Here is a 25342-nt window from a genome sequence, read left to right on the forward strand (position 1 = left end):
ATATAGCAGAAGCTTAATTTTCGCTGTACTATAGCAATCCTCTAAAATAATACATCTCAATCCAGCCCATCAGAGTGTGAAATCCTGCGTCAGATATCTTTGCCGTGCGTTAGCACGCCTGCAGATATCTTCCTTGTTTTTTGCACTCTGCTGAACTGTCTTAAATGTATTATTTATGAGGATCGCTATAGTAATGTTTTTTTTGCAGATAAAAATTGAAAATGCTGTAAAATCTGTAAAAGCAAGGGATTTCGATGCCTATGTAGCAGTAGGAAGGTTCCATAAAAGATAATAGATCTATACCAAGAAAATAGAATTATTTTTGAGATTACGATAAATCAGAACAATTTCATCAAAATATTTATATAAGAGGGAACTTCATTTCTTAGCACGTTTTTATAGCATAAAATATATAGTTTGATTGAAAAAATAAAACCGGAAATTTATGCAGAGTTGATGGATTTTGCAATTGATGTACGGTTACTGTCAAACTCCTGTTTAGGTCAGAATGAGTTTGGGTATACTATACAATAAATAAAATAATTCAAAACCTATTTTCTATTGTTTCACGTGAAACATTATGTGGCAGTTTAAAAATAAAAGTGTTATAATGATATCCAATGAGTAAAAATCCCTTAAAAAAATAAAAAGGAGGGGTACAATGGGACGAATCATTGCAGTTGCCAATCAGAAAGGCGGGGTTGGAAAATCAACGACAGCCATCAATCTATCGGCCTGCCTTGCTGAAAAAGGGAAAAAGGTTCTTGCCATCGACATTGATCCGCAGGGAAATACAACCAGTGGACTTGGCACAGACAAGAATGCAGTAGAAAACACCCTTTATGAGCTGCTGCTTGGAGAAGCAGAGATCAAGGATACTATTATAAAGAACGTTGTAGATAATGTTGACCTGATACCGTCGAATATGAATCTTTCCGGTGCAGAAATTGAACTGGTTGGTCTTGAGGATAAAGAATTTATCCTGAAAAAGATCACGGATAAACTTCGCCGGAAATATGATTACATAATCATGGATTGTCCGCCGTCACTGAGTATGCTTACAATTAATGCTTTGACAGCCGCAACCTCCGTTCTGGTGCCGATTCAGTGTGAGTATTATGCATTGGAAGGTTTGTCACAGTTGATACATACCATCGAACTGGTAAGGGACCGATTGAATAAGAGATTGAAGATCGAAGGCGTGGTCTTTACCATGTATGATGCCAGAACAAATCTGTCACTTCAGGTTGTAGAAAATGTAAAAGAAAATCTGGACCAGAATATATACAAAACGATCATACCGAGAAATGTACGACTTGCAGAGGCACCCAGCTATGGAAAACCGATCAATCTGTACGATTCACGATCTACAGGAGCGGAGAGTTATCGCCTCCTGGCAGATGAAGTTATAGGCAGGGAGGGCGAGTGATGGCTGGAAGAAGAACAGGAGGCCTTGGAAAAGGTCTTGACGCACTGATCCCGAACAAAGCAGGCGGTCCATCAAAGGAACCTGCAAAAAAGACAAGATCTGCAGTTGTAAAAAAAGATAAACCAACTGAAAAAGATAATCTGGCCGCAGAACGACTTGTGAAAATTTCCATCGTAGAACCAAATCTGAATCAGCCCAGAAGACATTTTGATGAGGATGCGCTGCTGGAACTCTCGGAATCCATTAAACAGTATGGTGTTCTTCAGCCGTTGTTGGTATCCGATAAGAAGGATTATTTTGAGATCATTGCAGGCGAACGCCGCTGGAGAGCTGCCAAGATGGCAGGGCTCAAGGAAGTGCCTGTTGTTGTAAAAGAGTTTACAGACCAGGAAATAGTAGAAATTTCCCTGATCGAGAACATTCAGCGGGAAGACCTGAATCCTATAGAGGAAGCGATGGCATACAAACGTCTGATGGAAGAGTTTCACCTGAAACAGGATGAAATCGCAGACAGAGTTGCCAAAAGCAGAACTGCAGTAACTAATTCCATGCGTCTTCTGAAGCTTTCTTCAAAAGTTCAGGAAATGGTAATTGCAGATATGATCTCAGCTGGTCATGCGAGAGCACTTCTGGGAATTTCTGATGAAGCTCTTCAGGAAACAACAGCCATGAAGGTTTTTGATGAAAAACTCAGTGTTCGTGAGACGGAAAAACTTGTAAAGAATCTGGTTTCTCCTGCGAAAAAAGTAAAAACAGAGAGAAACACAGCAGAGGATGCCATTTATGAAAGCCTGGAAGAAAAAATGAAAGGTATCATGGGAACAAAGGTATCCATTCAGCGAAAGAAAAACAACAAAGGTAAAATTGAAATTGAATATTATTCCAGAGATGAGCTGGAGAGGATCATTGATCTGTTCGAATCTATCAGATAGGAGGCAGAATGAGCGGGATTTTTGAAAGCATGGGAATTGATTCCGGGATTGTGATCATTATTTTGCTGATCCTTACCATTATTCTTCTGATCAATGTGGTGAGCAGCAATATGCGTCTCAGACGTTTGGAACGGAAGTACAAGATGTTTATGAGAGGCGGAGATGCACAGTCACTGGAAAAAGTTTTTGTAAGAAAATTTGCACAGATCGACCGGCTGTATGAAGCAAAGGAAGATCATGATCATGACATCAGCTTTATCAAAAAAAATATGAATGTAATGTTCAGCAAATATGGCGTTGAGAAGTATGATGCATTTGATGATGTAGGTGGAAAACTCAGCTTTGCACTGGCGCTTCTTGATAAAAACAATACAGGTCTGATTTTGAATGCGGTTCACAGCCGCGATAACTGTTTCCTTTATTTGAAGGAAATCGTAAAAGGTGAATCCTATGTTGTACTTAGTCAGGAAGAAGTGGAAGCTTTGAGAAAAGCAGTAAACTTTGGTCTTGGTGAGATTGAGAAGGAATAGAAAACTGCAAAGATTAAGAATATTTTTAATACAGGAGGAATATCATGTTAGACATTAAGTTTGTGAGAGAGAATCCGGAGGTTGTAAAGCAGAATATCCGCAATAAGTTCCAGGACAGCAAACTGGAGCTGGTTGACAAGGTTCTCGAACTTGATAAAGAAAACAGAGAGATTAAGCAGGAGGTTGAGGCTCTCCGTGCTGAGAGAAACAAGATCTCCAAACAGATCGGTGCTCTTATGGGCCAGGGAAAAAGAGAAGAGGCAGAAGAGGTTAAAAAACAGGTTGCTGCATCCGGAACTCGTATTGAGGAACTTTCTCAGAGAGAGAAAGAGGTTGAGGAAGAGCTTCTGAAAGATATGATGGTGATTCCGAACATCATCGATCCTTCTGTTCCGATTGGTAAAGACGATAGCCAGAACGTAGAGATTGAAAAATTTGGTGAGCCGGTTGTTCCGGATTTTGAAGTTCCGTATCATACAGATATCATGGAGAATTTTGACGGAATCGACCTTGACAGCGCAAGACGTGTTGCCGGTAATGGATTTTATTATCTGATGGGAGATATCGCACGCCTTCATTCCGCAGTAATTTCTTATGCAAGAGATTTCATGATCAACCGAGGATTTACTTACTGCGTACCACCTTTCATGATCAGAAGCAATGTTGTTACAGGTGTTATGAGCTTTGCTGAGATGGATGCTATGATGTACAAGATCGAAGGTGAGGATCTTTACCTGATCGGAACAAGTGAGCATTCCATGATCGGTAAATTCATTGATCAGATCATCCCGGAGGAAGAGCTTCCGAAAACACTTACAAGCTATTCTCCGTGCTTCCGTAAAGAGAAAGGTGCTCATGGACTTGAGGAGAGAGGTGTTTACCGTATCCATCAGTTCGAGAAACAGGAGATGATCGTTGTCTGCAAGCCAGAGGAGAGTAAGATGTGGTTCGACAAGCTGTGGCAGAATACAGTAGATCTGTTCCGTTCTCTTGATATTCCGGTTCGTACGCTTGAGTGCTGCTCCGGTGACCTTGCTGATCTTAAGGTAAAATCCCTCGATGTTGAGGCATGGTCTCCACGTCAGAAGAAGTACTTTGAGGTAGGAAGCTGCTCCAACCTTGGAGATGCACAGGCACGTCGTCTGAAAATCCGTGTAAACGGCAAAGATGGTAAGAAATATCTTGCTCATACATTAAACAACACAGTAGTAGCACCTCCGAGAATGCTCATTGCTTTCCTGGAGAATAACCTGAATGCAGATGGATCTGTAAATATTCCAAAAGCTCTGCAGCCATATATGGGCGGTATGACAAAGATTGAGAAAAAGACACGCGCGTAAGAGAAACGCAGGCTTTTTCAGGGAGGTGTTCTTGTGCACAGTTATTTAAAGACCGTTGGTTTTTCACAGATTACCAGAAGAAGTGAAATAAAAGAGATCATCCGTGATGTGATCGCAAGCTACGATGAAAAGGTTTGCGTGGAAAATCATCCGGAAGGCGTATTTGTACAGTTTTCCAAGAATTATGGCTGTGACTGTGGAATCAGCGTTTGTGGTCAGTACGATGAGAACGGTGAGTTTCACGTGGAATATTATTTCCCATTTTTCAGGGGAACAGGAATCACATCCAGGGAAAAAGTGACTGTTGAACGTCATACAGATAAGGAATCCTATGCAGGAGCATGTGATGATCTGCGTATAGGAGTGACTATGATCTTTTATCTGCAGAATCTGGCAGAATATATGCAGGAGAAATACAAAGGCCTGAAAGATCCGGGGGACCGTCCTGTGACGGTTTCCGGTCTGGCTTCTGAGGGAAAGATCCTGTTTCCGCTACAGAAGGATAAGGAAGCCGTAAAGGTGGAGAGAGAGCTTTCCAAAAACAGGACTAATCTGATCGCAGCAGCGCGTAATGGTGATGAGGAAGCTATGGAGAGTCTTACAATGGAGGATATGGATACTTACTCCATGATTTCTCAGAGAATTGTTACAGATGATGTTCTCACGATCGTGGACTCTTATTTCATGCCTTATGGAATCGAATGTGATCAGTATAATGTTCTTGGTGAGATTCTGGACATCATGAAATTTAAGAATATCCTGACAGGTGAAGAAATCTGCCAGATGACTATTGAGAGCAATGATATACAGTTTGATATCTGCATCAACAGCAAGGATCTTCTCGGTGAACCGGCAGTTGGACGCCGCTTCAAAGGAACAATCTGGTTGCAGGGTCAGCTGCACTATTAAGTTTTCGAATTTTGAATTAATTCTTGTAATTTCAAAATAAATATAGTAAAATAATGGTTGTGAAACTTTTGGAAGTGTTCAAAATGTTTCACAACCATATATGTCCATATAGCTCAGCTGGATAGAGCACTCGCCTCCTAAGCGAGGGGTCGGAGGTTCAAATCCTCTTATGGACGGGCTTTAAAGCGTTCGAAAATGTTAGCTGGATTAGCTGACAACGAACGCTTTTCTTATTTTCTAATCACGTTCGTGACATGAAATTCCATTCAAAATGATCCATTTCCAGCTAACCCAATCCGATTTTTGTTAGCTGACAGCTAATCAAAATCACCGGTTTGCAAACATGGTTTTTAGGAAGTCCAGCTAACATTTGGGTTCCGCTCTGTTGTCACCCCTTATTTGGGGATGTAAATTAGAGAAAAGGCGGGAAAAGAAACAATCTCTCCGAAACCTGCAAACATAAATTAGCTGAAACAGTATTCAATTCTATTAGCTACAGCTAATGGTCAAACAGCAATGTCTGTTTGGAACTTTACCTACAACAAAAGTTCCAGGCAGGCATTTTCTATTTCCTGAGTCCTGGAGGAAAGGAGTCGAGATGGTTGAGGCAAACAGACAATCAGGAGAAAACGAAGAAAGAATCATAGAAATTGAGATTGAACGTCTCCGCCCTTTTAAGGAACATCCCTTTCAAGTAAAAGATGATAGTTCTATTCTTTTATATCTTTTCTCAATACTTCTTTTGGTGGTTCAATCTCTTTTGCCAGTGTATGTTCTGTCAATTCCGACAGAATTTTTAATTTCTTATTTATAAGTGGTCTCATGCAGTTTGGAACGTGTTCCTGATGTGCCCGATGTATTGCCACGCACTCTTTACAATTTCCATGATATCTGCAAGCTTTCAGACATGGACAATGGTCTTTATCAACATATTCCTTCCTGAATTCCGATGCAAATTCTTCCTGGAGTTTTAATCCCTCTGACCGGTTTCCTTTGTGAAATTCTTTCATTGCAGCTATTTCTTTTTCGTTTCCCTCGATTTTCATTTTATTCTCTCCTCGTATAATATCTTTTAGATACATAAATACATGTATCTTAGTTACCAAATAAATATTGTTCAATAGGCTTAGTAAAGCCCATGATATAATTGTCCTAGAGCGTGTTTGAAAAACATTTTGAGTTGTTCATTTTAACCAAATTAATATTGAGACGATGCATACAAAACCCAGAAAATTGGAAGTAAGTTTATCATAACGTGTCGCTATGTTGTGGTCAAGCTATTCGGCGAAACACTTTTAATTTGAGAAAGTAGTTTTCTACTAAATCTCTCTCTTTATAAAGCCACCAATCACAATGACGGTCAAACTTTGCTCCTTTTCTGGAAGAAATCGTTGGTTCTCCACCATGAGAGTAGATATAAATATCATTACGTTGCCCTTCACTAATCATAAAATATACTGGATAGGATATGAGGAACCGGATGATCTTCGAATCACACTGGCAACGATCATGATGGATGTCATCAACGAAGAAGAAATCAATCTGGAAGATGGTATCTTACATCATCAGGAAAATGTAGATCTGCTTCCGGCAAATATTGAGCTTTCCGTACTGGAAGTGACGATGGGAAATGTTATGAGCAGAGAAATGATCATGAAAGAATATATCGATGCGATAGGATCCCGATACGATTATATCCTGATCGACTGTATGCCGAGCCTTGGTATGATGACAATCAATGCACTGGTTTCTTCTGATTCTGTTTTGATACCAGTACAGGCCGCATATCTGCCTGTTAAAGGACTTCAACAGCTGATCAAGACCATTCTTACAGTAAAGAAAAGACTGAACCGAAAACTGGCGATTGAGGGCATTCTTGAATTTAAGGAGGATATGAAAATGAGCGAAAACAATGATTTTATTCAGTTACCACCACTAAAAAAAAGATACACCATCCGCTGTGGTAGCATTCATTTGGGAGTACATGAAAATACCGGAGAACTCAAGAGAAAAAGTTAAGGATATGATCAAAGAAGTACATGAAAATGGCATGAAATTAGATTATAAAGAGCCAAAACTGTATGATGTTGTTTCAAAAGAAGAAATCGCTGAATTTGAAGAGGTCATGCGTAAAACCATAGCTGACATTGTATCAGAAGCCAGTGGTGTTGCCTGTTGGGTATATGTGCAGAAATATGTGAAGCATAAGACCTTGGATGAGATGCTGCAAGAATGGTCAGGAGCAGGCCAGTTTATTCTTGCTATGGATACTTGGTTTGAAAGACTGATGGCGGATCAATAGAAGCTGTGATAGAATGAAGAAAACGATTTGATGTGCAAATCGGAACTTTTTGAGGAGTTTTGAGGAGATAGATATAAAATGACCTTCCAATTAGTTTGTATAGAACCAAAAGAATTAACGCAATACAAGTCGGATATGCAGGAAGCATTTCAGAAAGGTTTTGAAGATGTTTTCGGGAAAACAGATGCTGTTATTCTGCCTGAAAAGGACATTGACCAGTCGGTGAATGCGGAGGGTTCTGCTGTCTATAAAGCTGTTGTCGATGGAGAAATGGTGGGCGGTGCAGTTGTTATTATCAATGAGAGTACACAGCATAACCATCTTGACCTGCTTTTTGTAAAGAACGGAGTTCAGAGCAATGGTATTGGTAAGAAGATATGGTTTGAATTGGAACGAATATATCCGAACACGAAAGTATGGGAAACCTGTACGCCGTACTTTGATAAGCGCAACATTCATTTTTATGTGAATGTCTGCGGCTTTCATATTACAGAATTTTTTAATGAAAAACATCCTATGCCGGATACACCGGACGATTTTGTTGGTGATGGCAATGAGGGAATGTTTGCGTTTAAGAAGCAAATGCGTTTATGAACTTCCAGTTTGTTGAACTGAATCCGAAAAGCATTAGGGCGCACAGGAGATAGAATCCTTTGCGTAAAAGACTAACGAACATATTTAATGAAACATCGGAACCATCTTCTTTTTGTTGTTTACCTATAATAACGATTGGAGTAGTCGATTATAGACACTGCAATCAAAAAAATCTGAAAATATATTTATCAACATTACATAAAAGTGTGTAGATGCACATAAAATGGGAATACATATTAAAATTCAGGTCATTCTGTGATAGAATCTCATTACTAAAAAGTGTGCAGATGCACGGAAATGGGGAGTGTAACGATGGAGATTAAAAGAGACGCTTACCTACAGCAGCTGATCGAGCGAAAAGATAATGGAATGATAAAGGTGATTACCGGCATTCGTAGATGTGGCAAATCCTTTTTGCTGTTTACCATCTTTAAGAGATACTTACTGGAGAACGGCGTTGATGTTGATCATATTATTGAGATTGCATTGGACGGTATTGAAAATGAGGAACTAAGAGATCCTAAGGTGTGTTTCAAGTACATCAAAGATGCCATGAAAGACGATGGCAAATACTATCTGCTTCTTGATGAAGTGCAGTTTATGTCACAATTTGAGGAAGTGCTGAACAGCCTGCTCCGCATGAGCAATATTGATGTGTATGTCACCGGAAGTAATTCCAAGTTCCTGTCCAGCGACATTGTGACCGAATTCCGTGGCAGAGGTGATGAGATTAGAATCTATCCTCTCTCCTTTGCAGAGTTTTATTCTGTCTATGACGGCGATTATGATGATGCCTGGGATGACTACATGATCTACGGAGGATTGCCGCAGATCGTAAGTTTCCAGAGCGAACGACAGAAAGCGGACTATCTGAAGAACATCTTTGCAAATGTCTATCTGAAGGATGTTATTGAAAGAAATAAGATTCAGAACGTGGATGAGATTGGGATTCTGGTTGATGTGCTTGCATCTGCAATCGGCGCACCGACCAACCCTTCAAAGATTGCCAATACCTTTGCCAGTGAGCGCCAGATGACTTATGCTAATAAAACCATCTCCAAGCATATCGACCATTTGACAGATGCCTTTTTGATTTCCAAGGCAAGCCGATACGATATTAAGGGCAGAAAGTATATCGGTGCAAATCTGAAATACTACTTTACTGATCTGGGACTGAGAAATGCACGTCTGAATTTCAGACAGCAGGAGCCTACTCATATCATGGAGAACATTGTTTATAACGAGCTGTTGATCCGTGGCTACAATGTTGATGTGGGTGTCGTGGATATCTTCGATAAGGATAAAGAGGGCAAACGTGTTCGCAAGCAGTTGGAGGTTGACTTTGTGGTGAATCAAGGAAACCAGAGATACTATATCCAGGTTGCATATGACACGACTTCGGAAGAAAAACAGACGCAGGAGTTCAATTCTCTGCGTAATATCCCGGACTCTTTCAAGAAGATCGTCATTGTAAATGGCAGCAAAAAGCCTTGGAGAAATGATGAAGGTTTTGTCATCATGGGAATGAAGTATTTCTTGCTGAATGCGAATAGTCTGGAATTTTAAGTCGATTTGAGTTGTTGCTGTGGTGTTGTTCTATTTCAAAAAAGAGTGAAATGATATAAATAAGGCCAGCCGATGTGGTAGCATTTATGTGGGAGTACATGAAAGTACCGGAGGATTCAAGAGAAAAAGTTAAGAATCTGCTTAAAGATGCAAATGAAAATGGAGTAAAAATAAGTCATCAGGCACCAACACTGTATGATGTTGTTCCGAAAGAAGAAATTGCTGAATTTGAAGAGCTTATGCGCAAAACCATAGCTGACATTGTATCAGAAGCCAGTAGCGTTGCCTGTTGGGTGTATGTGCAGAAATATGTGAAGCACAAAACCCTAAACGAAATGCTGCAAGAATTGCCAGACGTAAGTCAATTCATCCTAGCTATGGATACCTGGTTTGAAAAACTGATGGAGAAATAATCTGGGAAAATAGTTTAAAGTTTACATGTTATGATCATGTATGAAGTTGGAACAAAATAAAAGAATTGTGCTCTACTATTGTTCAAGAAAAAAACTCATTGACATATTTCAATCTATTTAGGAGGATAACAGGATGATATTAAAGTTATTGAAATAAAAGATTATATAAAAAATCCAAAATCGAATGGTTATCGAAGCTATCATATGATTGTTGAAATACCAGTATTTTTTGCTAAGGGTAAAACACCTATGCGTGTAGAATTACAGATTCGAACCAATGGTATGGATTTCTGGGCAACATTGGAACATCAACTTCGCTATAAAAAAGGAATTGAAGAAATGCCTGGCTATGATGAGATAAGTGAAGAATTACTTCATTCTGCAAGAGCTATCATTGAAGCAGATAATGAAATGCAGAGAATAAAAGACAAAATTGGTATGTTACACGAAATTTAGGGAGAAAACTGAGCAAGTAGGAAGGTGGAATATATATGAAACAAGATACTTTAGAGGGCAAAGCAAAAACAAAAAATGGGGTAAAACGGCTGTGTTTTTCCATAATCTGCATTCTGCTGGAAGTGATTTTTATTATTACTATCGTAACACGCTTGAATGAATATGCAGAAATCATAAATTTATTTACAAGGATTTTGAGTGGGATCTTGGTTTTGGGATTGTACGCATCAAATAAGACATCCTCTATGAAAATGCCTTGGGTCATTTTAATTCTAATTTTCCCAATTATGGGTGTAGGCCTGTATTTGTTGATTGGTTTGAATGGTGGCACACATAAAATGCGTGAGCGATATGCAGAAATTGATAGCAAATTGTTACCAATGCTTCCGGACAGTCAGGAGTGTTTGAGCAGAATAAAAGAAACAATTCCGAAAGCAGGAAATATAGCAAGTTACATACAAAGAAATTCGCAGTATCCAATCTATCAGAATACGGATATTGTGTATTTTGATGAAGCAGTGAAAGGATTAGAGGCACAGCTTAAGGATTTGGAGAAAGCACAGAAGTTTATCTTTATGGAATATCATGCGATAGAAGACGCTGAAGCATGGCATAAGATTCAAGATGTTCTGGAAGAGCGAGTAAAAGCAGGTGTGAAAGTTAGAGTATTCTACGATGATATGGGTTCTATAGGCTTTATTAACACAGATTTTGTGAAAAAGATGGAGGCAATAGGAATTCATTGCCGTGTATTCAATCCGTTTATGCCAGGTTTAAATCTGTTTTTGAACAATCGTGATCATAGAAAAATAACAGTTATTGATGGAAAAGTCGGATTTACAGGTGGATATAATCTAGCAAACGAATATTTTAATTACACACACCCGTATGGACAGTGGAAAGATACAGGTATTCGTTTAGAAGGAGATGCTGTTCAGTCGCTTACGGTGACATTTTTGGAAATGTGGAATGCAGTAAGTGATAAGGATGCTAATGATTCTGATTTTAGTAAATACCTTTTCCACTATGATTATGCGGCACAGCAAACTGGGTTTGTTCAACCTTATGCAGACAGCCCTATGGATAATGAGCAAGTAGGAGAAGAAGTTTATATCAGTATGATAAATAAAGCTGAAAAATATTGTTGGTTTATGACTCCATATCTAATCATAACAGATGAAATGACGCATGCGTTATGTCTGGCTGCTAAGCGAGGGGTAGACGTAAGAATTATCACACCTGGTATCCCTGATAAAAAATTCATTTATAATATAACTCGTTCTTTTTATCATGGATTGGTTAAACATGGTGTTCGGGTTTATGAGTGGACTCCTGGTTTCTGTCATGCAAAAATGAGTGTGGCAGATGACTGTATGGCAACTTGTGGAACAATTAATCTGGATTATCGAAGTTTATATCACCATTTTGAAAACGGCTGTTTTATGGCAGATTGTCAGGCAGTTGTAGAAATAAAAAATGATCTGATAAGAACGATGGGAGAATGTCGTGATGTGACAGACCAATATCAAACCGGACGAAGTGCATATTTGCGACTGGGACAATTATTTATGAGATTATTTGCTGGATTGCTATAAGAATCTGATGAAACGGCCTTTCAAAAAACAGTTGATTTAGAAGTTAACTGTTTTTGAAAGGCCGTTTTTGCTATATCTAACAGTCTGTTGTACAAAGAAGATTTTGCATTGATGAAAAAACAAACCTTGTTGAGGTTAAATTGAGATTGACTTTGTATTGTATAAGTATGAAATAAAAAGGAATCAGGTGATGTACAATGAAAAAGTATAAAATATGTAAAATCCTTCTTGTTATACTGGCAATTTTTTTATGTGTGGCTTTTTATGAATTGCTCGGAATCTGCGTTGCATATAAAAAGCAGCCGGAAGTGTCCAATACAACCAAAAAAGAAACAAAAAATGGGTCATGGAACGAATGCAGTGAAAATACAGAACGGGCAGTAATCATAGAAAAGAATCCAGAAGCGCTTTTACAAAGAGTGCGTTTGATCAAGAATGCAAAAAAGGAAATTATTCTTTCTACTTTTGCATTTCAATCCGATGAAAGTGGAAAATTGATTTTAGGAGCACTGCATGATGCGGCAGACAGGGGTGTACATATTCGTCTGTTAGTAGATGGAATGGAGAGCTGGATTGATATGGAAGGAAATCCGTATTTCTATGGATTATCTTCCCATGAGAATGTTGAAATTAAACTATATAATAAGGCCAATCCGTTGAAACCGTGGAAAATGATGGGTAGAATGCATGATAAATATTTGATTGCAGATGGAAAGAGATATATTCTTGGGGGAAGAAATACATACAATTATTTTCTGGGTGATTTTCCGGGACATAAGAACTATGACAGAGACGTGTTAGTGGTTTGCGATGAACCTGAGAAAGAAAATTCAGTTAACCAGTTGTTAGAGTATTTTGAAACGATATGGGAACAAGAAGACAGTGGTTATTTTCATGACAATAAAAAACTGGCAAATAGAAAATCTGTAAAGAACGCAGTTTTAGAGCTGCAGAATGGCTATCAGAAATATTTTGAAGAGAATAAGGAAAGAATCTGCGATACCGATTACACGGACGAAACGTTTGAGACAGAAAAGATTGCATTGGTATCAAATCCTATTCACACAGCTTCCAAGGAACCAGTAGTCTGGTATCAGCTGGGAGAATTGATGAAAAGTGCGAAGAATCGTGTAAAGATTCATACACCATATATTATCTGTAATGATATGATGTACAATACATGGGAGGAGATTGCAGAGAATGTTCCAAATTTTTCAATCATGACAAATTCGGTGGCAAATAATGGCAATCCATTCGGGTCTGCTGATTATGCAAAAAATAGAAATAAGATTTTAAATACAGGAATTGACATCTGGGAATATGAAGGCGGTTATTCTTACCATGGAAAAAGCATCCTGATCGATGATGATTTATCTGTGATTGGTTCCTTTAACATGGATATGAGAAGTACGTATCTGGATACGGAACTGATGCTTGTAATACGTAGCAAAGAAATCAATAAACAGTTGGAAGAAGGAATGATGGAATATGAAAAAGTATCCCGACAGGCATTAGAAGATGGCACGTATCATGATCCGTATCATGTAAAACCGATTGAATTAACAAAAAAACGTCAGAGAAATGTGTTTTTGGTGCAGCATCTGCTTGGATGGGCAAGATATCTGTTTTAATAGATAACAGGGAGGAAGGAAAACGTGTTTCAGATATTAATTGTAGAAGATGATAAAGAATTAAGCCAGCTATTTCAGAAAGTGCTCGAAAAGAATGGTTATCAGGTTAAAAGTGCACCGGATGGAGCTCAGGCATTAGAAGTATTGGATAAGGAATATATTGATCTGATTATTTCCGATATCATGATGCCGGTTATGGATGGTTATGAGCTGGTGTCGGAACTTCGTTCAGCAGGATACCAGATACCGGTACTTATGATCACTGCAAAAGGAAACTTTGATGACATGCGCCAGGGATTTCTTTCTGGAAGTGATGATTATATGGTAAAACCGGTAAATGTGAATGAAATGGTTTTAAGAGTAGGAGCACTGCTTCGCCGTGCACAGATACTGAATGAACACAAAATTGTGATCGGTTCAACAGAGTTTGATTATGATGCAATGACGGTTACAACTGATAAGGAAAGTCTTGTTTTGCCTAAAAAAGAATTCCTGCTTTTATATAAGCTTGCAGCTTCGCCAGGCAGAACATTTACAAAACAACAGTTGATGGATGAAGTATGGGGATACGAGACGGAGGCAGACCCACATACGATAGAGGTACATATAGGAAGAATCAGAGAGCGTTTTAAAGATAACCCTGATTTTGAAATCGTAACAATGCGTGGAATTGGATACAAGGTGGTGAAAAAATAATGGAACAAAAGAAAGAAAAAGGATTGCGGATTCGATCCTGTCTGACTGGTGCAATCTGGCTGGCACTTGTATTTTCAACAGTCATATCTGCTTTATTATTTGCTTTTTTGAATCATTTTTTTAATCTGCCGGGCAGCATACCTGTGCTTGGCTGGCTTTTGATTTTCAATACATTGATTGCAGGGCTGATCACTTCCTTTATTAATGCAAAGTTACTGGAACCGATTACCAGACTTAGTAAAGCAATGAAGGAAGTTTCTCAGGGAGATTTTGAACAGCATTTGGAAACGAACAGTCGTATAGCAGAAGTTGGAGAATCTTATCAAAGTTTTAACGTTATGACAAAAGAACTTCGTGCAACAGAGGTGCTGCAGATGGATTTTGTATCTGATGTTTCTCATGAGTTTAAGACCCCGATTAATGCCATTGAAGGATATACAATGCTGCTTCAGGGAGAAGAACTGTCTCCGGATCAAGAGGAATATGTAGAAAAAATCTTATTTAACACCCAAAGACTTTCCGGATTGGTTGGTAATATTTTGCTGTTATCCAAGTTAGAGAATCAGAATATACCAATGAAAAAAACAGAATATCGTCTGGATGAACAGATCCGCCAGGCATTTCTTTCATTGGAAACAAAATGGACAGAAAAAGAAATTGGTTTTCAGGTAGAATTGGAGGAAGTTAAATATACTGGGAATGAAGGACTTTTTATGCATATCTGGATAAATCTTTTGGATAATGCGATTAAGTTCAGTCCTTCAAAGGGGACAATTACGATGTTTCTGAAACAAGAACAGGATTCTGTTAAGTTCATTCTGGAAGATGAAGGACCAGGAATAGAGGATGATGTAAAATCCAGAATATTTGACAAGTTCTATCAGGTAGATGGATCTCATAAAGCAGAAGGAAATGGCCTAGGTCTTGCACTTGTAAAACGGATTGTAGATAGTGCCGGAGGAACAATCAAAGCAGAAAAACGTGAATATGGTGGATGCAGATTTGTTGTAGAGCTTCCAATACAGAAAGATGAGGCCATATAAGTTTAAGAAAAACAGATAGAGGAGGAATTACATGACATTTTATCAGGAGTTGCAGTTAAATCAGGCAGGTTCTAAAAACCTGTTGAAAAAGAGTGAAACACTAAAAGAAAAATTATATCATATGTGGGTATATCTGGTGAAGATAGCTGCTACAATGGCATTTTGTTTTTTCTTTGTTAGTATTTTCAGTATCCTATTTGGAAATGAGAACAGCATTGTAGGTGTAGTAGTCTTATTATGTCTCATGGTGTTTAGAAATGCGGATCTGGGGATCCACACCGGACAATCTACGATGCTTTTGGCTTTGTTCTTTGTAATTATGACTGTATGTCCGCATTTAGCAAATCAGTTTTCACCGGTATTGGGAATGCTGTTAAATATTGCGGCACTGGCTGTGTTGATTCTGTTCGGATGCCATAATCCATTCATGTTTAATCAATCTACATTGGTTCTTGGGTATCTGCTGCTATATGGTTATGATGTTACGGGAAAAAGCTATCAGATGCGATTAGTCGGAATGGCTTTAGGTGCAGCACTTACCTGCTTCGTATTTTATCGAAATCATAAAAACAGAACTTATAAAAGAAATCTGAAAGATCTGATACAAGAATTTGATATCACTTCTTCCAGAACAAAATGGCAGATATGTCAGATTTTATGCGTACCGATTGTCCTTTGCATTGCAGAACTTTGTAATATGCCACGTGCAATGTGGGCTGGTATTGCGGCCATGTCCGCGATTTTGCCGTTTATGGAAGATATGCACTACAGAGTCCGTAAAAGGATTGTCGGAAATATTGCAGGTGTTATATGTTTTACAGTATTATATTTTCTGCTTCCTTCGTCAATCTATGCATATATAGGAATTCTTGGTGGAATCGGTGTAGGATTTTCAGCACAATATGGCTGGCAGGCAGTATTTAACACATTTGGTGCTTTAGCCATTGCTGCAGAGACTTATGGACTACAAGGAGCGGTTAGTCTTAGAGTGATTCAAAATGTTTTTGGTGTTGTGTTTGCTTTAGCATTTTGTGTTATATTTTATTGGTTTATGTCTAAAAAAAACGGTTCATGCGGGACACAATGTACGCTTTAATGAAGAAAAACAGATTACTTCTGATAACGAAATTCAAAAGTGGGCGAAACAGATTGTAAAATAGTACTCTTAGCGGAACTAATCAGGTGATAGGTAACATTTACTTCAGGATCAGTTAAGGGAATCCGTTTCCGTCCTTTCAGAGTCTGCTCTGAGCCGGGTGCTTTACTGCTGGAAAAACATAATAATGTGGAAGTCCTGACCAATTCTTCAAACTCAAATTCATCTGTCTGTATCAGAAAGCGGGATGCTGGCATTTTGCTTTTTACCAGATTTGTCCAAAAACCGATTTCATCACGAAGAAGGAAGTTAAAACCGTTAAGCTGTGAAAGACTCAGCTGTGAATGTTCTGCCAGTTTGTGTTCTTTCGGGATACAAACATAGAGCTGCTCCTTAAGATAAGGGATGCAGAGAAGATTTTTATCTGAACAGGCCTGTGGCAGAATACCGATATCAGCATTGCCGGAACTGGTATTTTGAAGGATTTCATCCATATTTGTCAGTTTTGAGGAAATAATATTATCAGGAAATCTGCGAGACAGTTCAGGCAATAATGACCATAGAGGTACGGGAGCGCAGGAATGAATGGTAATCGTATGCTGATTGCGTTCAAATGTCTGTACGGTCTGAACTGCTTTTTCAGACTCGGAAAGCAGAGACCTGGCCTGCTCTACCGCAACTTTACCGGTGGCGGTTAATTCGATACGGTTTTTACTACGATGAAAGAGCGGAACACCAAAAGCATCTTCCACATCATGCATGGTTCTGGTAAGTGTCGGCTGGGAAATATGAAGTTTATCTGCAGCAGCAGATAAGGTACCACAGTCTGCGTAGGTTACAAACTGGTAAAGATCGGATAAGTCTAACATTTAGATACCCCTTTTCTATTCATAATATGAATAGCAGATTCCAGAATTGATATTGTACACATTCATTTTAACAGAATATAATTTGAGTGTAAACAGAAAACAAGAAATATCATATTTCATAAAATGAATACAAAGGGAGGACGAAACGATGGATTATGTTACATTAAATAATGGTGTGAAAATGCCACAGCTTGGCTATGGCGTTTATCAGACTCCCACGGAAGAAACAGAGAGCTGCGTGCTTACTGCAATCAAAAACGGATATCGTAGCATTGATACTGCTCAGGCATATGGCAATGAAGAAGGCGTAGGTCAGGCAATTGTAAAATGCGGTCTGCCAAGAGAGGAACTTTTCATTACCACAAAGATCTGGATCAGCAATGCAGGATATGAAAAAGCAAAGGCTTCGATTGAGGAATCCTTGAAGAAACTGAAAACAGATTATGTGGATCTGCTTTTGATTCATCAGCCATTTGGCGATTATTACGGAACATACCGTGCAATGGAGGAATCCTATAAAGCAGGCAAGGCACGTGCAATCGGCGTTTCAAACTTCTATCCGGATCGTTATATCGACATTGCACATTTTGCAGAAGTTGTTCCTGCGGTAAATCAGGTGGAAACACATGTGTTCCAGCAGCAGAAAGTGGCTCGTGAATATCTTGCAAAACATAATACACAGATTATGAGCTGGGGACCGTTTGCAGAAGGAAAAAATGATTTCTTCAATACTCCGGTACTGAAAGAGATCGGAGCAAAATATGGAAAGAGTGTAGCTCAGGTGGCACTTCGTTTCTTGCTTCAGAATGGCGTTGTTGTGATTCCAAAATCAACGCACGAAGAACGAATGCAGGAGAATTTCAATGTATTTGATTTTGTACTGACAGATGAGGAAATGAAGCAGATTGAAGTGCTTGATACTGGAAAGAGTTTGTTCTTTTCCCATTATTCACCTGAAACGGTGGAATGGTTTATGAGTATTGTGTAACAAAGTAGCTTCATAAAGGCAAAAGCGTATTGTGGTTTATACGACCGGCAATACGCTTTTGCTGTATAATAGGATTAGAAAATGAGGGAACAGAATCATCCGAATGTGATCAAAATTATGAAAAGACCGACAATCTCAGAAAGTGAGGACGCTGGTGGGACGATATAACACAAGGGAAACAATAAGGGAAAGTTCACCTGCGATAAATCCAGTGTTTCAAGGACTTACGGAGAATTTGATAATAAAATATAACAGTTATTAAATCGTTTAAAACAGGTGAAATCTCAATCGAAGTTTGTCTTGCTGTGTTCAAATCACAAAAAGGTCATCGTTTCACGATTATGGTAAAACGATGATCTTTTTTATTTCTTCCAGTAACAGATTAGCAACAGGAGTGAATATTTGATATTTTTTCCATATAACATACATTTTTGTATGGAGGGGCGGTGTAATCGGACGGAAGCATAAATCACTTTCTGCATTTGTTTCTACTAACTTGTCAAAGGTAAGCTCAACCCCCAGCCCTTCACGGACAAAAACGGCACCGTTATTGCAGAGATTAAATGTCGCTAATATATTAAGTCGGTCAAGGTTATCGGAACACCAACGGGGTAAATCCATTTTAGCAGACTGTTCCGAACAAAAAATAGGAATATCCAATAAGTCATCAAAGATAATAGCCTCTTTTGTGGCTAATGGATTGTCCTTTCTCATCAGAACACCCCATGTATCGTATTCAGGAACTTCAAGATAATTGTATTTTGATAAATCTGGCGGTTCTACAATAAATGCCATATCCAGAAGACCACGGTCTAATCGTTCCGTTACCTGTTCGGTATCACCGCTGGTAACATGATAATGGATATTGGGATAAATGCTGCTTAACTTTTTTACAGCACGGGCAAGATACTTTACAAGATAAGATTCTGCACAGCCAATATAAATATCACCGCCTGTGATATCATCCATTGCCTGAAATTCGTTTGTGATTTTGTCAGCCAAGGCCAGTAAATCTTCTGCTCTTTTTCGTAGAAGCATACCCTCATCAGTAAGACTGACGCTGGTGCTGCCACGCTTAAATAATTTTTTGCCAAGTTCTTGTTCCAGATCCTTCATCTGCTTAGAGAGCGTTGGCTGTGTAACATGAAGTCTTTCAGCAGCCCTTGACATATTTCCTTCACGTGCAATTTCAAGAAAATAGCGAAGTACACGAATTTCCATAGTACAACCTCCAACCTTTTTTATTATCCTATACTCAAATGATATTCCTGTCAAGAATATCATGATATGAATTATAAATATTAGATATATCACTTGAAGAATGTATAATTAAAGCAGGAGGTGCAGACAGATGGCAGAAGCAAATGACAAATATGGAAGAATTTATCAGAATCTTGTGGACGCAGGCTGTAATCAGAAAACTATCCAGCGTTGCATGAAACTGGCACAAGAAAACAATGTAGAAGCGCTGTTATCACAGTTGTATGTGTATAGAAAACATTTAATAGAATAGACACATAATTATCAGGAAAACATAGATTGCCTGGATTATTTGATCTACTCGTTAAAGAAACCTAATGAAAATAAGGAGAATGTAAATGACAGATTATAAAATTATTCAAACAATTAACGGACCGGAAGATGTAAAAAAATTGTCTATGGAGCAGCTGGAGGAACTTGCTTCGGAAATCAGAGAGGCATTGTTTAACCGGTTGACTAAAATCGGCGGTCACTTTGGTCCAAATTTCGGTATGGTGGAGGCAGAGATTGCCATGCATTATGTTTTCTCTTCACCTAAGGATAAGTTTGTATTTGACGTATCTCATCAGAGCTATCCTCATAAGATTCTGACCGGAAGAAAGAATGGATATATTTCCGATGAGCACTTTTCAGAGGATTCCGGTTATACAAATCCGGAAGAAAGTGAACATGACTTCTTCAATGTAGGTCACACTTCGACTTCAGTTTCTTTGGCTACGGGTCTGGCTAAAGCGAGAGATATAAAAGGAGATAAAGAAAATATTATTGCAATTATTGGTGATGGCTCCCTCTCAGGCGGTGAAGCACTAGAGGGATTGAATGTAGCCGGATCAGAGATTAACTCCAATCTAATTATTATAGTAAATGATAATGAGCAGTCGATTGCCGAAGTACATGGCGGAATGTATAAAAATCTTGCCGAACTAAGAGAAACAGGCGGAACTGCTTCCAATAATCTCTTCAAAGCGTTTGGATTAGATTATATATATGAGGAAAACGGCAATGACATAGCATCACTAATTTCCTTATTCCGCAAGGTGAAAGATACGGATCATCCAATCGTAGTCCATATCCATACACAAAAAGGAAAGGGATATGAGATTGCTGAAAAAGACAAAGAGGGATGGCATTGGTGTATGCCATTTGACCGTGAAACAGGCAAACCTACAATTTCTTTTGGAGATGGAGAAGATTATACATCTATCACTGCTGAGTATATTATGCAAAAAGCAAAAAGTGATTCTGAGTTTCTTGTGATTACTCCTGCTATGCCGGGCAGTGCAGGCTTAAATCAGGAGCAGCGAAAGGAGCTTGGATTGCAGTATGTGGATGTAGGGATTGCGGAGGAACAGGCGGTTGCCATGGCATCTGGTGCTGCAAAAAACGGTGCGAAACCGCTTGTGGTTACTAACACAACCTTTATTCAAAGAGCGTATGACCAGATTTCCCATGATGTATGTATTAACAATAGTTCTGTTACGATTCTCTTAAACTACAATTCTTTTGACAGTTTGACAGATGTTACGCATCTTGGAATTTTTGGACTGGCGGCTTACACGAATGTTCCGAATCTGGTAGTGCTTGCACCTACCTCAAAAGATGAATACCTTGCTATGCTAGATTGGGCAGTTGATCAGAAGGAACATCCGGTTATGATTCTCATCCCCGGAAATCAGGTGACCTATCGTGAAGCAGATAAGGATTTTAACAGACTGAATCATTTTAAAGTGGAAGAAGCTGGTGAAAAGGTTGCAATTCTGGCACTTGGTGATTTTTATCAGCGTGGTGAACAGCTCAGTGCAAAAATAAAAACAGAACTTGGCTTTACGCCGACATTGATCAATCCTCGTTTTGCTTCTGGTATTGACAAAGAATTACTGGAAAGTCTTTCCGAAAGACATCAGATGGTAATAACCATGGAAGACGGTATTTTAAGCGGCGGTTTTGGCGAGAAAATAGCTTCCTTCTATGGTAGTTCTGATATGAAAGTGAAAAATTACGGACTTGATAAGAAATTTTATGACCGATATGACCCAAATGAATTACTGAAAGAGGTTGGTATGACACCGGTTCAGATTATTGCGGATATTTGCAATCAGATAAAATAGAAATTGGGAGGCTGGAAGTAGTGACACCAGAATTGTAATTCCGGGTTCAAGCAATCCTGATCACATCATGGAGAACACGCAGTTGTATAATTTTGAATTAACTGACGAAGAGATGGAGCAGATTGAGGCTTTGGAAAAAAATGAGAAGCATGACTGGTACTAAAATTGAAGAATAAAAAGATAAGGTGATGGAAATGAAGATATTAGTATTAAATGGAAGTCCACATCCACAGGGAAGTACAAAAGATATGGTTAATGCATTTAAGAAAGGTGCTGAGAGTGCAGGACATACCGTTGATGTGGTGGATGTATGCAAAAAGAAGATAGGTGGGTGTTTGGCATGTGAATACTGTCATAGCAAAGGACACGGTGAGTGTATTCAGAAGGATGATATGCAGGAAGTATATAATCTTTTGAAAGAAGCAGAAATGCTTGTTATTGCATCGCCCATTTATTATCACGGCATATCCGGTCAGCTAAAATGTGTAATCGACAGATTTTATTCTGCGGCATATCCGAGAAGACCGAAGAATTTGAAAAAAGTTGCCATGATACTTAGCTCCGGAGATGCTAATATGTATGAGGGTGCTCTTTTCTCGTTCAAAGGAGACTTTCTGGATTATCTTGGACTTGAAAACATGGGTGTGTTTACAGCACATGGGTCTGAAAACAAGAGCGAGAAAAAGAGAGAAGAACTAAGGGAGTTCGGGGCATCGCTACGTTAGATAAATTCTTGTTTGAAAAATAGAGAAATTGTAAAATTGAAGAAAAAAGAAATGCACAGTTCTTAGCTTATCAGGAACTGTGCATTTTTGTAAATAAATACTTTTAATTAGCCGATTACGGCGTCCTCTGCTGTAAAATGTTCCAGAGAATTTTCTTTTACCTGAATGCAGATATAAGTAATTCCGGAAATATCGGATGCAAAAAACTGACGCTTTGCAGCAGGTGCGATCTTTAGCCAGTCTCCAGTTGAAAGGCTGATTTCTTCTCCATCAATTATGGCTTTACCGTTACCTGAAAGAATTCCATAGATTTCTTCATTTTCTTTATGAGAATGAACAAATGGGACATTTGCTCCTGCAGGCAGTTCGTTTAAACTGATTTCTGCACCTGTTAAAGACAACTTTTCATGCAGCTCAATTCGGTTTTCCTTTCCAATAGTTGTTTTTGTGTAATTTGTCATAATAATACCTCCATAGTTGATTTGTAGTTTCTGGTTGCTTGGTATTAGTATAGTGTGAGACACATACAAAAACAAGTACGCACCTTTTTGTAACTGTGCACTCAAAATTGAATGTGTTACAATAGACTCGGAGGTGAGAATTATGCGAGCAAAAGAAGAATTACCGGAATGCCCAGTTGCAACAGCGGTATCTCTCATCGGAGGAAAATGGAAACTGCTGATTTTGCGTAACTTGAAAGAGCGCTCATGGAGATTCAATGAGCTACAACGAAGTATAGAGGGTATTTCACAAAAGGTTTTGACAGATAGTTTAAGACAAATGATGAGTGATGGACTGGCATATCGCCACGATTACCATGAGCAGCCACCGAGAGTTGAATACGGATTAACGGAACTCGGAACAAAAATGCTTCCAATTGTTAATTCACTTGCTGACTTTGGTAACTACTATAAATCACTTATTGAACAGAATTAAGTACGTTAGTATTTGAAAATCTTGAACAATCGGAATTTAACGAGGAGGTAATGATTATGAGTAGAAATATAAAAGGTGGTTTTTTAACATTAAGTAGTGTTGTTGGTATTGCAGGAATGATAATAGCGGCAATGCAAAATCCAGCAACTGCATGGGTGACGCCACCTGGAAGAATGATTGTAAGTATTTTAGAAAATGGATTATTGATTCCTACGGTTTTATTCCTTGTTCTTTTTATCTATGGATTGTATATTCTCCTAACGGAGAAAAACGATTGAGCAATACCGGTTTGTCGAATTAAGAAAACCGGTATTTGTGGAGGAGGAATTCTGTAATGAGATTTTTTGAAAATACCCGTAAGCCACAAGGCTTCGGCGGAAAATTGATGACGAAGATGATGAACAGCGGTCACGCCAAATTATCGCAATGGGGATTCTCAAATATCTCCGCGAAGTCTGATGCTGAAGTTCTTGACGTCGGCTGTGGCGGCGGAGCAAATATTGCGGTCTGGCTTGATAGATGTAGAAATGGCCACGTGACAGGAATGGATTATTCTGAGGTTAGTGTGGCGGAATCTCAAAAATTGAACGCCCTCGCCATTAAACAAGGGAAATGTAATGTAGTTCAAGGAGATGTATCTGCTATACCCTTTTCTGATGCGACTTTTGATTATGTTTCTGCCTTCGAAACAGTTTACTTTTGGCCAGGATTAGTAAAATGCTTTTCCGAGGTCAACCGTGTGCTGAAAAGCGAAGGTATATTCCTGATTTGTAACGAGAGTGACGGAACGAATGCCGCAGATGAAAAATGGACAAAGATGATCAATGGTATGAAGATTTACACATCTAAACAACTTGTTGCCGCTTTGAAAGAAGCGGGTTTTACAGAGATCAAAACGTATTCAAATGCAAAAAATCATTGGATAAGTATTGTTGCAACGAAATAGCCAAATTCAAGTTTGTTGAATTAAAAATGAAATAAAGTTCCAGTAATCATAGAGTGTATGGATTCAATTCCATATGCTCTTTTTCTTTACCTAATTTCAGGAAAAATGCAAAAATCTAATGTTACGAGTTTCTTACGAGTGGCATTAAAAAAACATGCAAGAAAACTCGTAAGAAAAAAAGTAAAAAAATTTGCTTTTGACCACTGTAAAACATGCTCTGAGCGTTTCGTTATATGAAGGAATAATTTTTCTTTCATATTTCAAAGAAAAGAGGATAAAGAAATGTCAGAAAAAAGATGTTATACAGTTCAAGAGTTACAGGAAATCTTAGGAGTCAGTAGACCTACTATTTATAACCTTTTGAAGAAAAAGAAATTCCGGTGGATCCAGTTGGATGGCGGAAAGTATCGCATGCTTTGAAACAGAGTAAGGTGTATCTGGAATGGTACGAGAAAAAAAAGATTCCTATGAACCAATTTTTATCAGAGGAACAGCTGTTGGGGTAGTGCTTTGTATACTGGCAGTGATTCCGACAATTATTGCCGAATCTATGGAAGCGTCCGACTATTACTGTGGTCTTTCCGTTGGATTACTGCTATTCATACTTGCAATAGGAGTGAATCTGTTGGTTCGTGTTGGGATGGTAAAAAGCAGTTACGATACCCTTCTTCAGGAAGGCGAATATACAAAAGAAGAAAAACTGTTTAAGAAAAAGACTGACACGTTTTCTGGTGTATATTGGTGCTTGACTACAGCGATTTACCTTGCATGGAGCTTTTGGACGATGAGCTGGGATATTACATGGATTGTATGGCCGGTTGCTGGTGTTTTGTTTGCAGCATTGCTTGGTGTGGTGAAAATGGTGTTAAAGAATGGCAGTGAAACTCAGCACTATATTTAAGATGAAGTTAAGTTTTTTTCGCATATTATACGCATCCAGAAATTCAAGTTTACAGAACTGAATCAAAAGAGCTCGAA

Annotated in this window: 29 protein-coding genes, 1 tRNA gene and 1 pseudogene; 27 read left to right on the forward strand and 4 right to left on the reverse strand. The window is 38.7% G+C overall.

The features are described 5' to 3' along the window. The first annotated feature begins 661 nt into the window (after positions 1-661). The 6 genes from EYS05_RS06905 to EYS05_RS06930 all read left to right on the forward strand — a co-directional run bounded on the left by EYS05_RS06905 (position 662) and on the right by EYS05_RS06930 (position 5316). Positions 662-1429, forward strand: a complete 768-nt coding sequence (locus EYS05_RS06905) for a ParA family protein (protein ID WP_138276879.1) — start codon at positions 662-664, stop codon at positions 1427-1429. After that, on the forward strand, positions 1429-2361 hold the full coding sequence (locus tag EYS05_RS06910; RefSeq protein ID WP_138276880.1) for a ParB/RepB/Spo0J family partition protein: 933 nt from the start codon (positions 1429-1431) through the stop codon (positions 2359-2361). The genes EYS05_RS06905 and EYS05_RS06910 overlap by 1 nt, the downstream gene beginning before the upstream one ends. 8 nt (positions 2362-2369) lie before the next feature. Beyond that, positions 2370-2891, forward strand: coding sequence for a DUF4446 family protein (locus tag EYS05_RS06915; RefSeq protein ID WP_118516132.1), 522 nt, complete (start codon positions 2370-2372; stop codon positions 2889-2891). 44 nt (positions 2892-2935) lie between these two features. Further along, the gene (gene serS, locus EYS05_RS06920) at positions 2936-4231 is read left to right on the forward strand and encodes a serine--tRNA ligase (RefSeq protein WP_015526534.1); all 1296 of its coding nucleotides are present in this window, start codon (positions 2936-2938) and stop codon (positions 4229-4231) included. Positions 4232-4264: 33 nt separating this feature from the next. After that, positions 4265-5140, forward strand: coding sequence for a DUF3881 family protein (locus EYS05_RS06925; RefSeq protein ID WP_059086529.1), 876 nt, complete (start codon positions 4265-4267; stop codon positions 5138-5140). A 102-nt stretch (positions 5141-5242) separates the two neighbouring features. After that, positions 5243-5316, forward strand: a tRNA-Arg gene (locus tag EYS05_RS06930). A 534-nt stretch (positions 5317-5850) separates the two neighbouring features. On the opposite strand, the gene EYS05_RS06945 is transcribed toward EYS05_RS06930, so the two are convergent. Beyond that, positions 5851-6186 (reverse strand): LPS biosynthesis protein, encoded by a 336-nt coding sequence (locus tag EYS05_RS06945; protein ID WP_118393538.1) that lies wholly within the window; start codon positions 6184-6186, stop codon positions 5851-5853. A 358-nt stretch (positions 6187-6544) separates the two neighbouring features. On the opposite strand from EYS05_RS06945, the gene EYS05_RS06955 reads away from it, so the two are divergent. From EYS05_RS06955 to EYS05_RS07005, 11 genes and pseudogenes are all read left to right on the forward strand, one after another. Next, a complete protein-coding gene (locus EYS05_RS06955) occupies positions 6545-7159 on the forward strand; it encodes a ParA family protein (RefSeq protein WP_243119254.1) in 615 nt (204 codons plus the stop codon). A gap of 4 nt (positions 7160-7163) precedes the next feature. Continuing rightward, on the forward strand, positions 7164-7442 hold the full coding sequence (locus EYS05_RS06960) for a hypothetical protein (protein ID WP_243119255.1): 279 nt from the start codon (positions 7164-7166) through the stop codon (positions 7440-7442). A 78-nt stretch (positions 7443-7520) separates the two neighbouring features. After that, the gene (locus EYS05_RS06965; RefSeq protein ID WP_118516149.1) at positions 7521-8036 is read left to right on the forward strand and encodes a GNAT family N-acetyltransferase; all 516 of its coding nucleotides are present in this window, start codon (positions 7521-7523) and stop codon (positions 8034-8036) included. A 312-nt stretch (positions 8037-8348) separates the two neighbouring features. Then, the gene (locus EYS05_RS06970) at positions 8349-9602 is read left to right on the forward strand and encodes an ATP-binding protein (RefSeq protein ID WP_138276881.1); all 1254 of its coding nucleotides are present in this window, start codon (positions 8349-8351) and stop codon (positions 9600-9602) included. Between the two features lie 98 nt (positions 9603-9700). Continuing rightward, entirely contained in the window at positions 9701-10015 is a 315-nt protein-coding gene (locus tag EYS05_RS06975) for a hypothetical protein (RefSeq protein ID WP_180214300.1), read from the forward strand. Between the two features lie 129 nt (positions 10016-10144). Continuing rightward, a pseudogene (locus EYS05_RS06980) lies at positions 10145-10471 on the forward strand (GTP pyrophosphokinase); the annotation flags it as partial. Positions 10472-10506: 35 nt separating this feature from the next. After that, the gene (cls, locus tag EYS05_RS06985) at positions 10507-12066 is read left to right on the forward strand and encodes a cardiolipin synthase (RefSeq protein WP_118097721.1); all 1560 of its coding nucleotides are present in this window, start codon (positions 10507-10509) and stop codon (positions 12064-12066) included. A 197-nt stretch (positions 12067-12263) separates the two neighbouring features. Continuing rightward, positions 12264-13697: a phospholipase D family protein gene (locus EYS05_RS06990; RefSeq protein WP_118516152.1), complete on the forward strand. Its 1434-nt coding sequence runs from the start codon at positions 12264-12266 to the stop codon at positions 13695-13697. A gap of 24 nt (positions 13698-13721) precedes the next feature. Then, entirely contained in the window at positions 13722-14393 is a 672-nt protein-coding gene (locus EYS05_RS06995; RefSeq protein WP_118516153.1) for a response regulator transcription factor, read from the forward strand. Next, positions 14393-15436, forward strand: a complete 1044-nt coding sequence (locus EYS05_RS07000) for a HAMP domain-containing sensor histidine kinase (RefSeq protein WP_118625675.1) — start codon at positions 14393-14395, stop codon at positions 15434-15436. The genes EYS05_RS06995 and EYS05_RS07000 overlap by 1 nt, the downstream gene beginning before the upstream one ends. Before the next feature lie 31 nt (positions 15437-15467). Next, positions 15468-16532 (forward strand): FUSC family protein, encoded by a 1065-nt coding sequence (locus tag EYS05_RS07005; protein WP_118516154.1) that lies wholly within the window; start codon positions 15468-15470, stop codon positions 16530-16532. 14 nt (positions 16533-16546) lie between these two features. Here EYS05_RS07005 and EYS05_RS07010 read toward each other — a convergent pair whose 3' ends face one another. Continuing rightward, positions 16547-17401 (reverse strand): LysR family transcriptional regulator, encoded by an 855-nt coding sequence (locus EYS05_RS07010; protein WP_138276883.1) that lies wholly within the window; start codon positions 17399-17401, stop codon positions 16547-16549. A gap of 148 nt (positions 17402-17549) precedes the next feature. On the opposite strand from EYS05_RS07010, the gene EYS05_RS07015 reads away from it, so the two are divergent. After that, the gene (locus EYS05_RS07015; RefSeq protein ID WP_138276884.1) at positions 17550-18389 is read left to right on the forward strand and encodes an aldo/keto reductase; all 840 of its coding nucleotides are present in this window, start codon (positions 17550-17552) and stop codon (positions 18387-18389) included. A gap of 339 nt (positions 18390-18728) precedes the next feature. Here EYS05_RS07015 and EYS05_RS07020 read toward each other — a convergent pair whose 3' ends face one another. Beyond that, positions 18729-19610, reverse strand: a complete 882-nt coding sequence (locus tag EYS05_RS07020; RefSeq protein ID WP_118516157.1) for a LysR family transcriptional regulator — start codon at positions 19608-19610, stop codon at positions 18729-18731. A gap of 130 nt (positions 19611-19740) precedes the next feature. Here EYS05_RS07020 and EYS05_RS17630 point away from each other — a divergent pair, with 130 nt between their 5' ends. From EYS05_RS17630 to EYS05_RS07040, 4 genes are all read left to right on the forward strand, one after another. Beyond that, positions 19741-19902 (forward strand): hypothetical protein, encoded by a 162-nt coding sequence (locus tag EYS05_RS17630; RefSeq protein WP_243119256.1) that lies wholly within the window; start codon positions 19741-19743, stop codon positions 19900-19902. A gap of 85 nt (positions 19903-19987) precedes the next feature. After that, positions 19988-21757, forward strand: a complete 1770-nt coding sequence (locus EYS05_RS07030; RefSeq protein WP_138276885.1) for a 1-deoxy-D-xylulose-5-phosphate synthase — start codon at positions 19988-19990, stop codon at positions 21755-21757. 67 nt (positions 21758-21824) lie between these two features. Further along, positions 21825-21920 carry a hypothetical protein gene (locus tag EYS05_RS18020; RefSeq protein WP_243119258.1) on the forward strand — a complete coding sequence of 32 codons (96 nt, stop codon included), beginning with the start codon at positions 21825-21827 and terminating at the stop codon, positions 21918-21920. A gap of 31 nt (positions 21921-21951) precedes the next feature. Further along, a complete protein-coding gene (locus EYS05_RS07040) occupies positions 21952-22482 on the forward strand; it encodes a flavodoxin family protein (RefSeq protein WP_173754301.1) in 531 nt (176 codons plus the stop codon). 107 nt (positions 22483-22589) lie between these two features. On the opposite strand, the gene EYS05_RS07045 is transcribed toward EYS05_RS07040, so the two are convergent. Then, positions 22590-22943, reverse strand: coding sequence for a cupin domain-containing protein (locus EYS05_RS07045; protein WP_117495883.1), 354 nt, complete (start codon positions 22941-22943; stop codon positions 22590-22592). A 142-nt stretch (positions 22944-23085) separates the two neighbouring features. Between EYS05_RS07045 and EYS05_RS07050 the strand changes: the two genes are divergently transcribed. The 5 genes from EYS05_RS07050 to EYS05_RS07070 all read left to right on the forward strand — a co-directional run bounded on the left by EYS05_RS07050 (position 23086) and on the right by EYS05_RS07070 (position 25265). After that, positions 23086-23418, forward strand: a complete 333-nt coding sequence (locus EYS05_RS07050; protein WP_138276886.1) for a winged helix-turn-helix transcriptional regulator — start codon at positions 23086-23088, stop codon at positions 23416-23418. A 56-nt stretch (positions 23419-23474) separates the two neighbouring features. Beyond that, positions 23475-23696, forward strand: a complete 222-nt coding sequence (locus tag EYS05_RS07055) for a peptidase M50 (protein ID WP_138276887.1) — start codon at positions 23475-23477, stop codon at positions 23694-23696. 56 nt (positions 23697-23752) lie between these two features. Further along, entirely contained in the window at positions 23753-24364 is a 612-nt protein-coding gene (locus EYS05_RS07060) for a class I SAM-dependent methyltransferase (RefSeq protein ID WP_008704955.1), read from the forward strand. Positions 24365-24646: 282 nt separating this feature from the next. Then, positions 24647-24784, forward strand: coding sequence for a helix-turn-helix domain-containing protein (locus EYS05_RS07065; protein ID WP_118625665.1), 138 nt, complete (start codon positions 24647-24649; stop codon positions 24782-24784). A gap of 22 nt (positions 24785-24806) precedes the next feature. Further along, positions 24807-25265 (forward strand): hypothetical protein, encoded by a 459-nt coding sequence (locus EYS05_RS07070; protein WP_243119260.1) that lies wholly within the window; start codon positions 24807-24809, stop codon positions 25263-25265. Positions 25266-25342 lie beyond the last annotated feature (77 nt).

It is taken from the genome of Blautia sp. SC05B48 (assembly GCF_005848555.1).
In the GTDB taxonomy this organism is placed as follows: Bacteria; Bacillota; Clostridia; order Lachnospirales; family Lachnospiraceae; genus Blautia_A.

Bases quoted from the DNA above. Each gene is read 5' to 3' on its own strand.
- EYS05_RS07010 (WP_138276883.1), bottom strand. From the start codon at position 17,401: ATGTTAGACTTATCCGATCTTTACCAGTTTGTAACCTACGCAGACTGT.
- EYS05_RS06945 (WP_118393538.1), bottom strand. From the start codon at position 6,186: ATGAAAATCGAGGGAAACGAAAAAGAAATAGCTGCAATGAAAGAATTT.
- EYS05_RS07000 (WP_118625675.1), top strand. From the start codon at position 14,393: ATGGAACAAAAGAAAGAAAAAGGATTGCGGATTCGATCCTGTCTGACT.
- EYS05_RS06915 (WP_118516132.1), top strand. From the start codon at position 2,370: ATGAGCGGGATTTTTGAAAGCATGGGAATTGATTCCGGGATTGTGATC.
- EYS05_RS07005 (WP_118516154.1), top strand. From the start codon at position 15,468: ATGACATTTTATCAGGAGTTGCAGTTAAATCAGGCAGGTTCTAAAAAC.
- EYS05_RS07040 (WP_173754301.1), top strand. From the start codon at position 21,952: ATGAAGATATTAGTATTAAATGGAAGTCCACATCCACAGGGAAGTACA.
- EYS05_RS07070 (WP_243119260.1), top strand. From the start codon at position 24,807: ATGGTACGAGAAAAAAAAGATTCCTATGAACCAATTTTTATCAGAGGA.
- EYS05_RS07055 (WP_138276887.1), top strand. From the start codon at position 23,475: ATGAGTAGAAATATAAAAGGTGGTTTTTTAACATTAAGTAGTGTTGTT.
- EYS05_RS07030 (WP_138276885.1), top strand. From the start codon at position 19,988: ATGACAGATTATAAAATTATTCAAACAATTAACGGACCGGAAGATGTA.
- EYS05_RS07045 (WP_117495883.1), bottom strand. From the start codon at position 22,943: ATGACAAATTACACAAAAACAACTATTGGAAAGGAAAACCGAATTGAG.
- cls (WP_118097721.1), top strand. From the start codon at position 10,507: ATGAAACAAGATACTTTAGAGGGCAAAGCAAAAACAAAAAATGGGGTA.
- EYS05_RS06990 (WP_118516152.1), top strand. From the start codon at position 12,264: ATGAAAAAGTATAAAATATGTAAAATCCTTCTTGTTATACTGGCAATT.
- EYS05_RS06905 (WP_138276879.1), top strand. From the start codon at position 662: ATGGGACGAATCATTGCAGTTGCCAATCAGAAAGGCGGGGTTGGAAAA.
- EYS05_RS17630 (WP_243119256.1), top strand. From the start codon at position 19,741: ATGGCAGAAGCAAATGACAAATATGGAAGAATTTATCAGAATCTTGTG.
- serS (WP_015526534.1), top strand. From the start codon at position 2,936: ATGTTAGACATTAAGTTTGTGAGAGAGAATCCGGAGGTTGTAAAGCAG.
- EYS05_RS07020 (WP_118516157.1), bottom strand. From the start codon at position 19,610: ATGGAAATTCGTGTACTTCGCTATTTTCTTGAAATTGCACGTGAAGGA.
- EYS05_RS18020 (WP_243119258.1), top strand. From the start codon at position 21,825: ATGGAGAACACGCAGTTGTATAATTTTGAATTAACTGACGAAGAGATG.
- EYS05_RS06965 (WP_118516149.1), top strand. From the start codon at position 7,521: ATGACCTTCCAATTAGTTTGTATAGAACCAAAAGAATTAACGCAATAC.
- EYS05_RS06975 (WP_180214300.1), top strand. From the start codon at position 9,701: ATGAAAGTACCGGAGGATTCAAGAGAAAAAGTTAAGAATCTGCTTAAA.
- EYS05_RS07065 (WP_118625665.1), top strand. From the start codon at position 24,647: ATGTCAGAAAAAAGATGTTATACAGTTCAAGAGTTACAGGAAATCTTA.
- EYS05_RS06955 (WP_243119254.1), top strand. From the start codon at position 6,545: ATGAGAGTAGATATAAATATCATTACGTTGCCCTTCACTAATCATAAA.
- EYS05_RS07050 (WP_138276886.1), top strand. From the start codon at position 23,086: ATGCGAGCAAAAGAAGAATTACCGGAATGCCCAGTTGCAACAGCGGTA.
- EYS05_RS07015 (WP_138276884.1), top strand. From the start codon at position 17,550: ATGGATTATGTTACATTAAATAATGGTGTGAAAATGCCACAGCTTGGC.
- EYS05_RS06970 (WP_138276881.1), top strand. From the start codon at position 8,349: ATGGAGATTAAAAGAGACGCTTACCTACAGCAGCTGATCGAGCGAAAA.
- EYS05_RS06960 (WP_243119255.1), top strand. From the start codon at position 7,164: ATGATCAAAGAAGTACATGAAAATGGCATGAAATTAGATTATAAAGAG.
- EYS05_RS07060 (WP_008704955.1), top strand. From the start codon at position 23,753: ATGAGATTTTTTGAAAATACCCGTAAGCCACAAGGCTTCGGCGGAAAA.
- EYS05_RS06910 (WP_138276880.1), top strand. From the start codon at position 1,429: ATGGCTGGAAGAAGAACAGGAGGCCTTGGAAAAGGTCTTGACGCACTG.